Below are 10,497 nucleotides of genomic sequence, written 5' to 3'. Positions count from 1 at the left end.
CCACTACAACGGGACTTGATCTTTTAGTTATTTCTTTTTTTTATATGCGGTGGTTATGGATATTCGATGAAAGTTCTTTCCTGAATGAGTTACTACGTATTATATGTTGGAAGCAGGGCTAACGCATTTAGAAAACATCTAAAATTTCTTCCCTAAAAGCATCGTTGAATATTGCTTTATACCTTTTTTTTGGCTTTGTTTCCTTAGATTTATGTTTTTGTAGCAAGATCAGGGACACTTTATTCAAGATGTGGAAGTTTTGTGCTGTATACCCCTTTCTTCTTCTGGAACTATCTTCCCCAAAAACCACATCCAGGCTCCAGTGCAGCTTGTTTTCAATTGCCCAGTGGTTGCGTATTGTACCGTTAAGCCATTCAGCGGTCTTGTCATGGCTGCTTATATAATACCTCACCTGTTGCTCCTGCTTTCCTGTAAGCTTGTTATAGCGCTCTGACTCTAACCTTGCCACTGACTTTATGCCGCACCATTGATGTGCTGCATCTATGAACCTCAGGTCATTTATCAGTTTGCAGGTGCGGCTCTCCAACCTGCCATGTCCCGTGTCTATCTGTTTGTGCACATCTGCAACCCCCTGTTTTTCAAATACCCTATCTATTTGCTGGAATAGCTCTTTCTGGTTGTTCTTTACAGCAATTACATAGTCACCGTTTTTCCGGATTATTTTTTCCGTAATATCTTTTTGGCAGCCCATGGCATCTATTGTCACTGTTGTGTTTTCAACAGTTATCATATCCAGAAGCTTGGGGATGGCTGTGATCTCGTTGCTTTTGTCTGGCACGGCCAATTGACCGAGGGTAAGATGGTTAGCGGTGGCATAAGCCGATACCATGTGCAATGCATTGGCGCCCTTTCTGCTGTCATACGATCCACGGATTCGCTTCCCGTCAATATTGATTGTCTCGTTTTCGACTGGCCTGAACATGGTTGATGCCCACTCTACAAAACACTCGCCAAACTCATCCGGTACTATCTTTGCAAATACCCTTTCCAGGGTATCGTGCGAAGGGACACCGTTACGGTAAGGGAAAAATTTACGTAGCCATTCAATTTTTTCTTTGCCGAATGTAACAATCTCATGCCAGTCCCCCGCATTGCTGACAACGGCACTTACGCACAGAAACAGGATCTCCTGCAGCGGATATTTGAAATTGCCTTTGATGGTTCTTCTTGGTTCTGACACAGTGCCAAAGATACGAACAAATGAATCGGAAACTGAATTTTTTAATGGAGTTCTCTATATAGAAAAAAGTCAAGCCAAAAATAATAAAACACTGATTATCAATTAAAAAATTATTATATTTGTATCGTCAGTGCCCCGTAAGGCACCCATAAATTAAATAAACCCAATAAAGGTTATGAGACTTACGGAACGCCCTGTAAGGCAGTTCCTTACACCCTAAAGTCTAAATGCGTCAGCCCTGATGTGGGAAGATGGTAATGGTGTGTAGGTTTGCATATGGGCATATGTAGAAGTTCCCAATACCCCTATATTAGATTTAAGCAGACTGGTTTATGCAAGCGGAAGTTTTAAAAAATACCCTAACACGTGAGCAAATATTACTAAAGCGATCCATAGTTTTTGCTTCTATTTTGTCTTTAGCGGGCATAGGTTTCGGAATATGGCTGGATTCGCAGATTATCCTCTTTGATGGTTTTTTTTCAATAATAAGTGTAGGTCTTTCAGCGCTTACTTTTATTATGAGCATCTACATCCAAAGAAGGGATGATGCTAAGTTCCCTTTTGGGAAGAACATGATAGAGCCGGTGGTAATAGTATTTAAGTTTATCATGATTGGCCTATTGTGTATATTTTCCATTTTTACAGCCATCAGAGATTTGCTTGCCGGTGGACGTGCGCTAGACTTAGACCTTGCATCTCTATACTCTTTATTGGCTTTGGCAGGTTGCTATGGTTTTTATTTGTACCTGCGAAAACGGATGTATAAGCTTCAGTCGGACCTCCCCTCTTGTTGGTGTTTTCCACCAACAAGTAAAGGATGCTAACCTGAACACAAACGGTTCCATCCTTACAGCTACCGGGAGAGGGTTGTCCCTCTTTTATTTTCTCGTCAATAAGTAAAAAGTAATATCTTAATAGGATAGCTACATGAATTTAGAGTAACTTTATTGGGTGATCTGGTAAAGATGGTAATGGACTAGGAAAGAGTATGTTTGGTATATTTAAAAGAACATCAGGAGGAAAAAAAATTAGTAAGGAGGAGGCTTTTTGGAATTGGTTTTTGGAAAATAAAACAAAAATTGAGGAGTTTCTTGATTCAAACGAAAAAGACTTTTCCATTTACAATGAGCTAACGGACAGAATTCAAGAGTATAATGAACTGTTGTTTCCGGAACTGACTAAGACAAATGAAGGGAAGTATGTCTTGATAATAACCCCTGATGGTATAGAAGACGGTGTTTTGCCGACTCAGAAGTTAGGAGAATCTCATCCAAAAGTTAAAAATTGGATTGTTAAAAAGTTCAGGCAACCACGAGACGAAATATTTTTGAGCTTTAATGGGGTGGAATATTCTTTATGACATAATAATATATCCAGAAATAGATTCGAAAAAAGGAAAAGTAGATATTGAAGTATTTGTAAAAAATTTGGACAAGGATGTAGAGAATTTCAAAAGCCTAGCTTTTCTATACTTGGATCATATTTTGGGAGAGTACAACACAATAACAAAAGTAGGATTTATTGACTTTTATCACCTAGAGGAAGGTAAGACTGTTAAAAACGGCATTAGTGTGCTAGAGTTAAGAAAACTTATTGAAAGGGAATTACATTAAAAGTTGTACATTTAACAAATATAATGTCTTATGTAGCTCTTGATGTGGTAGACGTGTCGTCGGCTAACATCTTATAACTGATCTGTATGGATGGTGGAATCATTTTTTTTAAATGCTAGCCTATAAATTCATTATAATAATTGCTTTGCTCACTCTTTGGAAGCACGATCAGTCATTCGGTCAATCTCAAAATGAGAAAACAAGGAAGCAAGTTGTTTATTACACATATGGAATGCCTAGCTTCTTGTCGGGGGATCAGTGTCTTGAAGAATGTCAGGCGAAGTACGGGTTTAAAGAAGTGCCCATTGCAGGGTGTGTTGTTAACAATAGGATTGTAGTAAAAGCCAAAATTAGAGCATGGAGGTCAGACCTTATTCAGTTTTTCAGGTTCGGCCGTGGTTGGTATAAGGACTATGAGCAAGATCTGAAAGAATGCAGGCAGGATGCTAAAAGGTAATCGTTTTGCTATTTTCTTTTTTCCCAAATCTGAGGGTTTCGACTGGTGTGAAATACTGAATAAACTGTAATAGTTTTTACTTCTACCTCATAAATAACAACAAAAGGGTACTTTTTTACTACAAATATTCGCTTATTCTGATATTTTTCCGGGTAACGGTGGGGGTGTTCACGAATCTTTGAAAATACTGACTCAATAATTGACAAAAAGTCCTCTCCCAAACCTTCCATTTCTTCTTCATAAAATCGGTATGCCTTAGATAAATCTTCTAAAGCTTCTTCTTTAAGCTTCAGATTGTAACTCATAACCCTGACCTGATCTTTTGTTTGGCTTCTTCCCAGGTATAGGATTTGCTCTCTCCTTTTTTGTGCCGCTCAATACGTTTGTCTAGCTCGGTCTTCTGCTCTTCAGTCAGGTCAAAACCTACAGTCTCTTTTACCTCTTTTTCAAGTATGGTATGGACTGCCTGCAAAATCTTTTCATCTTCCACCTGCTCAATGATCTTATGAAGCTCTTCTCTGATTTTCTGTTTTAATGCCATATTTATTTTATTTGATACTACAATATAACGCTTTTTTTTCTCTTCAGTTACTTATTCTCCTCCCTCTTTCCCTCTTGTTGGTGTTTTCACCAACAAGTAAAGGATGCTATCCTGAACAAAAAAATACTTCTGTTAATTTCGACAAGGCAGGAAAAGTTTTAGAACAGTATTTCTTACTTTGAAAATAATCATAAAAAGCATTTCTGGGTTATCAGTTTTTGACAAAACCGTTTGCTATGGAAATACAAACTAAAACTGTTCCGAAAAGGGAGCGTATCCCTGTTTCGGAAGTGCCTAAATATAACAAGCCGCTTGTAGGCAGAATGAAGTTTTACTATAAAAACCCGATTGCTGATGCATACTTCTCATACTTATTGGCATTTGGCGCAAGGGGTGGCGCCGATGTCGGAGAGGCGTTTTATGCGGTTAGAAACGTTGGACAGTATGACGTGGAGGGTTGGGTGCGAGAATTCACCAAATTAGCAAACCTAGTAGAAAAAGATGCGGAAATAAGCCTTTCAAGAGAACATATAATTACAGCCAGAGAAAAGTTTCTTCGGGTATATTATCTCAACCGGGTTGCCTTGTTCAACCTTAGCCAATAAAATCACCAAATAGGTTTCAGGAAGTGCGCAATCATTCGGTAGAGATGTTTAGAAAAGCTGCGGCTTTACATAGTTACCCTATTGAAACCATTGAGGTAGAATATGAAGGGAAAAAACTGTTTGGATATTTCATAAAGCCTGACAACAGTAATGTCAAACGACCTACGCTTTATAATGTTGGTGGAGGGGAGTCCTATGCTGAGGATATGTGCCTCTTGTTTGGCATAGGAGACCAAGAACGTGGGTATAATGTGGTAACGGTAGACTTGCCAGGCATGGGAGACACTTCCATGAGGGGAATGAAAATGCTTCCTGATATGGAAAAGCCTCTCAGCAAGGTTATCGACTACCTGGATAACAGGTCTGACGTGGATATGAACAAACTGGCTGTTTTTGGCCCCAGTTTAGGAGGGTATACAGTGATAAGGACGGCGGCATATGACAAGCGAATCAAAGCTTTGATTGCTAATAGCCCCATCCTGAATATGTATGATTACCTGGTACAGGCCAAAGGAGCAAAGTTTTTGGCTAAGTATGAAAATTATCCTTTTTTTAAGGGGCTTGCCAGATTTTTTGGGTCATGGCTAGGCGGTCTGTTTAATGTAATGGATAGTTATAAATCGAGGTGGAAAGTTAATACAATGCAGGAATGGCTTGATGCTTGCAAGGAGTTTAAGGCAGAGCCTTCAGCCGTCCAGTGTCCCAGTCTTTTGATGGTAGGGGAAGATGAACTGGCTTATACCAATACCCACAGATTTGTGACAGACGCTATGGAGAAAATACAGCATCCTGAAGTTGATTTAGTAATTGGCAAAGCTGAACTTGGCGCCGGAGGCAAGATTATGTTGCCTCATCTTACGGAAATTCGCCATACTGTTTATGATTGGTTGGATGAGCTTTTTAATAAAACAAAATAAGTACAGTTCGCACAAAATGTAGGAATGCAATTAGAATATCATATTTCCGACACAGAGCATCCAGAAACGCTGTTATTTGTTCATGGTGCCGGAGCGAATGCTGATCAGTTCAGGAATCAATACGAATTTTTCGCTGAGTACTATCAGGTTGTTTCCATATCGTTACCCGGACATGGGAATTCTCCAAAGCCGGTAAAGAATATTACCGAGCAATATGCTCTTGAGCTTTTGGCTGATGATGTTCTGGAGTTTATAAATGATCGAAAGCTTAAAAATATTCACTATATAGGTAATTCTGCCGGGGGTGTTTTGGGGTATATTGTTGTGACTAAGTCCCCTGGTTTGTTTTTGAGCCTGACAACTTTTGGCACCACAGGACAATTAAACCTTCCTAAGTTTGTTGCTCCACTTGTAAGAGGGCTTGACTCATTCATGCTTCGGTTCTTTCAAAAGAAATATCTGAAATTTGTGGCCAACTATACAGGCTTAAATGACGATTCAAGGCAAATGGTTTATCAAATGTTTTTAAAAGCTACCGGTGCTATACCGCATATCAGATACCATTTGGCCCGCTACAATTATTTGGAATACATAGCAAATTTACCGGTTAGATATACCCTCATTCAGTGTGAACATGATAAAGACATTAACAAGGCCTTGAAAACAACCTTAGAAGCAATGGCAGTGAACCCAACTGCTAAACTTGTTACACTGCCAGAGGCAGGTCATTTAGCCAATTTAGATAACCCAGGAGCTTTTAATGAATTGCTGTTGAGTGTTTTGAAAAGCGGTGTTGACGGTACGTGAACATTATGCTTCTTGATTCTAGTACTTGGCTTGACACCAAAGTGGAAAGCTGAAATAGGTAGTTTTGCTAAGCTTTTTCATGTGGGAAAGTTGGATAGTTTATTGTCATTAAAACCCTACTATATCTTTCAAGAAAATACCCAGGTGCTTATTGAACGCTGCCGGATTGTCCTGATTGGCAATATGGTTGGCTTCCGGTATTTCAACACACAAGCCGGAAGGATATTTTTTATGCCAGTTGCGCGCCGCTTTTCTGATGAAAAACAAATCTTTTTGTCCATAAGTGATCAAAATGGACTTTTTTTCGGGTTCAGGGTTTCTCTCAATAAGGTCCAGTGTCATGTCTTTGGTAATCTTTAGCACGAGTTTTTTGCCTGTCTTTTCAATGGTTTTGGAAAGGTAGTTTTGCACTTCAGGTTTAACTGCCCTATGACGTCCGAAAGACCTGTGAAATAGCCCTGCAGGGATAAGGTTAATCATGCCCATGAACAATGGAATAAAGGCTTTAGCCCAGTTGCCTGCATGACTTTTCAGCTCTATGCCCGGTACATGCGCCGTAGCAATGACTTTTTTAGGGTATTTTAGGAGGAAATATTGGCTGATCATGCTGCCAAGTGACTGCCCTACCAATACTGCCTTGCTGATTTTGAGCTCAGTCAATAATTCATTAAGGCAATCTGCAGCCATTTCTGTATATCGGGATTTATAGTTTTGCAATGTACTATTGCCATGCCCTGGCAAGTCCCAAAGGATTACATGGTAGTTTTCCTTCAAGGACTCTATCTGCTCAGCAAAAGTCCTGTGGTCCATGCCTACACCGTGAATAAATACAACTGTTGGGTTATCTTTATTCCCATGTGATTGAAAATAAAGTATGCCATAACTGCTTGTGGTAGTTCCTTCCTTCATATTATTAAAACCTTTTTGCAAGTAATTCTTAATAAGCTATAGTGACTATGACAGAGATCAGAAGTTGGAGCAATTTCAATCACATAAATAATAATGTTATCATACTAAATTGTCCCTCAATTTAGACTATTAACTCTGCCGTAGCTTTTAAGTATAGAACACTATGGCAGAGTCGATTTGCTGTCTATAGACAGTTCTATTGCATATTTCAGGTTTGTTTTCAATGTAAGCAATTAATACTTCTTCAATGATATATCTAACATTTAGCCTTTTGTTTTTTGTAATACATTTTACATGTTATATAGTTGCTGGTGTAATTGACCTGCAATTGGCAAAGAAAATGTATAAGGGAAAGGACCGCTTGTATAAATCTTTCTTCAGAAATATGGAGAATAAGGAAGAGAGCGCTAGGGTCGCTAAACTTTTATTGCCGTCCCAATTTGTCAGAAGCATGTTGATGTCTGTTGTTTTGTACCCCATCTTGCCTTTTTTAGGAGAGTTGTCCTTTGGGTTGCGGTTTCTGTTTATGGGTGGCCTTATGTTTGTTTATGCTGACTTTTCCAGTGCAATTCCATTTTCTAATACCATAGAAGGGCTGGTGTATTTGAAAAAAGAGTTTGTAGCAAAAAATGTTTTTTGGACAATACAGTTTGAGGCAATTTTGTATAGTATGTTGTTTGGTATGTTATCAGCCTGGATTTTGTTTTGAGTTTAAAGCTGAATTATTCTATAGGTGTTTCGTTATGAGGAACATGGTTTTTGGGATGCAAAGCATAGCTGCGCTATGGTTAAGACTATTAGAAAGCTATAATGCATATTTCAGGTTTAACTGGAAGGCTGCTAAACAAGGATGCCTTAATTTGCTTATAATTTATCAGAACCTGATATTGGGCTAACATTAATTTCAAGAAAAATTTTAACAGTAATGAAAACAGCAGTTTTTAGTGCCAAACCATTCGAAGTTGATGCCATGGAAAAGGCTAACGTGAAGCAAACACACCAGTTAGTTTATCTTAAAGAGCAATTAAATGAAAATACTGTCACGCTAGCTGAAGGTTGTCAGGCAATCGCTGCTTTTTCCAATGACAACCTTTCTGCGCCGGTACTTGATAAATTGTCCGGTATAGGCATTAAGCATATTACACTTCGTTCTGCTGGCTATGACCATGTAGATTTAAAACATGCTACTAAGTTGGGTATGTTAGTAGCCAATGTTCCTGAATACTCCCCATATTCCATTGGCGAACATGCGGTGACCATGATGATGAACCTGAACCGTAAAATCAGGCTAGCAGACCGTCGCCTGCGCGCTTATAATTTTGAGCTTGACCCATTGGTAGGTTTTGATATGCATGGTAAAACTGTGGGAATAATAGGCACAGGGAAAATTGGTGCTGTTGTGGTTCGCATTTTACATGGGTTTGGATGCAAGTTGTTGGGGTACGATGTAAACAAAGACGAAAAACTGACAGAAAAGTATGGCTTACAATATGTGTCCATAGAAGAGCTTTTAGAAAACTCAGACATCATTTCTTTACACTGTCCCTTAAACGAAAGCACCAAATGTATGATTAATGCCGATGCTATATCGAAGATGAAGAAGGGGGTGATGTTAATCAATACTTCACGTGGGGCAATAGTCAGTACAGAAGATGCCATCAAGGGAGTGGAGTCTGGACATATTGGATATCTAGGGTTGGATGTTTATGAAAATGAAAAAGGGCTGTTCTTTTACGACCACTCCGACCAACCAGGGAAAGACCCTCTGCTGAATCGTCTACTTGAATTTGATAATGTTTTGGTTACAGGGCATCAAGCATTTCTTACGGAAACTGCATTAAGAAATATTGCAGAGACTAGCTTGTACAACCTGGGCTGTTTTGAAAAAGGGCAATCCTGTCCAAATTTATTGAGTTAAATGAGTGGGTGAATAATCTGGGAAATATACTTTAGGGTTGGGAAAGCAGCAAACTTGTAGTGTAGCCTTATGGTTTAAGAAATAAATGTGCGATTTAATTATTTTCCACTATAAAAGTTCCTATTGCATTTTTTCTGTTTCTGTAAAAGTTGTTGGAGATGAATTTTAAAAAGCTATTGCTTATACTTTTTATTATCGGTGTTATTGCTCGGATATTTATTTTTATCGCGGAACGGTGGGGGGATGTTTAGGAAGAGGAAGATGGTTCGGTTGATTGTTCTGTGCTTAGGATCAAGCTACGGTGGGGGCATAAATAGGGCGCGCTGAAAAACGCCTATTTATATTTGTGTAAAAATTATGAGGGATAGGAGCAAGGGTTTTTCGGTTATTTCTTAATTTACCGTGCACAGTAAATTGAGAGACTTTTAATTCAATAATTTTTTTGGGCTAGCCACAAGCGCACAATCTACTTTATGGCCTTACATTCGAAGTATTCCAATACGTCTTCATGTAAGGCCATGCGTTTCTTGCACACTTGTGACTTTTTCAGCAGGCCCTAAATAATTTCATGAAAAATAACTAAACAACTGTTGTTTTCATAGAAAAGGGGCATTATGCCCCTTTTCTAGAAAGAAAGTCTATCGTTCCCTAATAATATCTACTTTAGTATCTGGACTCATTAAGACATACGGCCAGGCAGATGGTTGATCTGTTCGTATATAAAGTAAACCTTTTTTTCCCGAACTTGTATTTTCAAATCCAAAGACCGCTCCAGTTGCTAGTGGAACTGTTGCTCCCTCTCCTGACTGTCTTCCACCTATACAACTACCTTCTGGAAAAATGCTATGTGGAGCTAAAGAAAAATCATTGTCAGCAAAATACTTGCTTATTAGCGCATCGTCTTTTTTTGTGGCATCAAATTGCTCTTTAGAGAGGTCGGTAACATAAAACCGAGTTTCAACGGCTACTTCTAGCCACGGTTGGTGGAAATTATCCCAATAATACTCCTCAGAACGTGCGACAGGGTCAAAAAAACCTGGTTGGCTGTAATCGTAATCATAAATAAAAGTAATGTCTATTTTTTCAGCAATTTCTTTTGCCTTTTCAGCGTCAACAGGTGCAGACATGCTTCCGTCTGTAGAGAAGTATGCATTGGTTGAATTAAAGGCTAAGTTTTCAAAGAAATTATTTGGTTGGGTATCTTCTGGTTCTTCTTCTTCTTTTTTGCAAGAGAAAAACAAGAGGCAGGAAAGCGGTAAAATCAGTAAAAGCTTGTTCATTTTTTTGACTTAAAAATTAGGATGTAAATTCGGTATATAAGTGTTTTGAATCGGTAAAGATAAGCAGTTTTGTAATTTATGGGTAATCTTTACATATAAAATAGTGAAAAATTATAGCTTTTCGCTCCCTTAATGGCCTATGTACTCATGTTTTTACCTCTAAATTTACCTTGTTAAACTTTTGTAGTAAGTAGCCAGTTTTTTTGAAAAGGTATGATACCATGCCTGGGTGGAAAGAATGTTGAACGA

General features: G+C 38.6%; 14 protein-coding genes. 9 read left to right on the top strand and 5 right to left on the bottom strand.

Annotated features, from left to right (window positions below; all coding sequences use genetic code 11):
- Positions 1 to 127: 127 nt before the first annotated feature.
- The gene (locus RCC89_20540; protein ID WMJ75528.1) at positions 128 to 1,201 is read right to left on the bottom strand and encodes an ISAs1 family transposase; all 1,074 of its coding nucleotides are present in this window, start codon (positions 1,199 to 1,201) and stop codon (positions 128 to 130) included.
- 332 nt (positions 1,202 to 1,533) lie between these two features.
- On the opposite strand from RCC89_20540, the gene RCC89_20535 reads away from it, so the two are divergent.
- The 4 genes from RCC89_20535 to RCC89_20520 all read left to right on the top strand — a co-directional run bounded on the left by RCC89_20535 (position 1,534) and on the right by RCC89_20520 (position 3,271).
- The gene (locus tag RCC89_20535; GenBank protein ID WMJ75527.1) at positions 1,534 to 2,025 is read left to right on the top strand and encodes a cation transporter; all 492 of its coding nucleotides are present in this window, start codon (positions 1,534 to 1,536) and stop codon (positions 2,023 to 2,025) included.
- Positions 2,026 to 2,189: 164 nt separating this feature from the next.
- Positions 2,190 to 2,561: a hypothetical protein gene (locus RCC89_20530; protein WMJ75526.1), complete on the top strand. Its 372-nt coding sequence runs from the start codon at positions 2,190 to 2,192 to the stop codon at positions 2,559 to 2,561.
- A complete protein-coding gene (locus tag RCC89_20525; GenBank protein WMJ75525.1) occupies positions 2,539 to 2,814 on the top strand; it encodes a hypothetical protein in 276 nt (91 codons plus the stop codon). Before RCC89_20530 ends, RCC89_20525 begins: the two co-directional genes overlap by 23 nt.
- 112 nt (positions 2,815 to 2,926) lie before the next feature.
- Positions 2,927 to 3,271: a hypothetical protein gene (locus RCC89_20520; protein WMJ75524.1), complete on the top strand. Its 345-nt coding sequence runs from the start codon at positions 2,927 to 2,929 to the stop codon at positions 3,269 to 3,271.
- 8 nt (positions 3,272 to 3,279) lie between these two features.
- On the opposite strand, the gene RCC89_20515 is transcribed toward RCC89_20520, so the two are convergent.
- Together RCC89_20515 and RCC89_20510 are read right to left on the bottom strand one after the other, a co-directional pair.
- Positions 3,280 to 3,576, bottom strand: a complete 297-nt coding sequence (locus tag RCC89_20515) for a type II toxin-antitoxin system RelE/ParE family toxin (protein WMJ75523.1) — start codon at positions 3,574 to 3,576, stop codon at positions 3,280 to 3,282.
- Positions 3,573 to 3,812, bottom strand: coding sequence for an addiction module protein (locus RCC89_20510; GenBank protein ID WMJ75522.1), 240 nt, complete (start codon positions 3,810 to 3,812; stop codon positions 3,573 to 3,575). Before RCC89_20510 ends, RCC89_20515 begins: the two co-directional genes overlap by 4 nt.
- Before the next feature lie 236 nt (positions 3,813 to 4,048).
- Here RCC89_20510 and RCC89_20505 point away from each other — a divergent pair, with 236 nt between their 5' ends.
- The 3 genes from RCC89_20505 to RCC89_20495 are packed head-to-tail and all read left to right on the top strand — an operon-like array spanning position 4,049 to position 6,141.
- Positions 4,049 to 4,417 (top strand): hypothetical protein, encoded by a 369-nt coding sequence (locus RCC89_20505; protein ID WMJ75521.1) that lies wholly within the window; start codon positions 4,049 to 4,051, stop codon positions 4,415 to 4,417.
- A 23-nt stretch (positions 4,418 to 4,440) separates the two neighbouring features.
- On the top strand, positions 4,441 to 5,334 hold the full coding sequence (locus RCC89_20500) for an alpha/beta fold hydrolase (protein WMJ75520.1): 894 nt from the start codon (positions 4,441 to 4,443) through the stop codon (positions 5,332 to 5,334).
- Positions 5,335 to 5,358: 24 nt separating this feature from the next.
- Complete coding sequence (locus tag RCC89_20495; protein ID WMJ75519.1) at positions 5,359 to 6,141, top strand: alpha/beta hydrolase; 783 nt, start codon at positions 5,359 to 5,361, stop codon at positions 6,139 to 6,141.
- A 108-nt stretch (positions 6,142 to 6,249) separates the two neighbouring features.
- Here the strand turns inward: RCC89_20495 and RCC89_20490 are convergent, their stop codons facing one another.
- Positions 6,250 to 7,050, bottom strand: a complete 801-nt coding sequence (locus RCC89_20490; GenBank protein ID WMJ75518.1) for an alpha/beta hydrolase — start codon at positions 7,048 to 7,050, stop codon at positions 6,250 to 6,252.
- A gap of 385 nt (positions 7,051 to 7,435) precedes the next feature.
- Here RCC89_20490 and RCC89_20485 point away from each other — a divergent pair, with 385 nt between their 5' ends.
- Together RCC89_20485 and RCC89_20480 are read left to right on the top strand one after the other, a co-directional pair.
- Entirely contained in the window at positions 7,436 to 7,759 is a 324-nt protein-coding gene (locus tag RCC89_20485) for a hypothetical protein (GenBank protein ID WMJ75517.1), read from the top strand.
- Between the two features lie 216 nt (positions 7,760 to 7,975).
- On the top strand, positions 7,976 to 8,968 hold the full coding sequence (locus RCC89_20480; GenBank protein ID WMJ75516.1) for a 2-hydroxyacid dehydrogenase: 993 nt from the start codon (positions 7,976 to 7,978) through the stop codon (positions 8,966 to 8,968).
- 638 nt (positions 8,969 to 9,606) lie between these two features.
- On the opposite strand, the gene RCC89_20475 is transcribed toward RCC89_20480, so the two are convergent.
- Positions 9,607 to 10,248 (bottom strand): hypothetical protein, encoded by a 642-nt coding sequence (locus RCC89_20475; protein ID WMJ75515.1) that lies wholly within the window; start codon positions 10,246 to 10,248, stop codon positions 9,607 to 9,609.
- Positions 10,249 to 10,497 lie beyond the last annotated feature (249 nt).

The sequence above is a fragment of the Cytophagaceae bacterium ABcell3 genome, from assembly GCA_030913385.1.
GTDB lineage: Bacteria > Bacteroidota > Bacteroidia > Cytophagales > Cytophagaceae > ABcell3.
The sequence above is the reverse complement of the archived record's forward strand: the minus strand, read 5'-3'. Positions and strand labels throughout refer to the sequence as shown.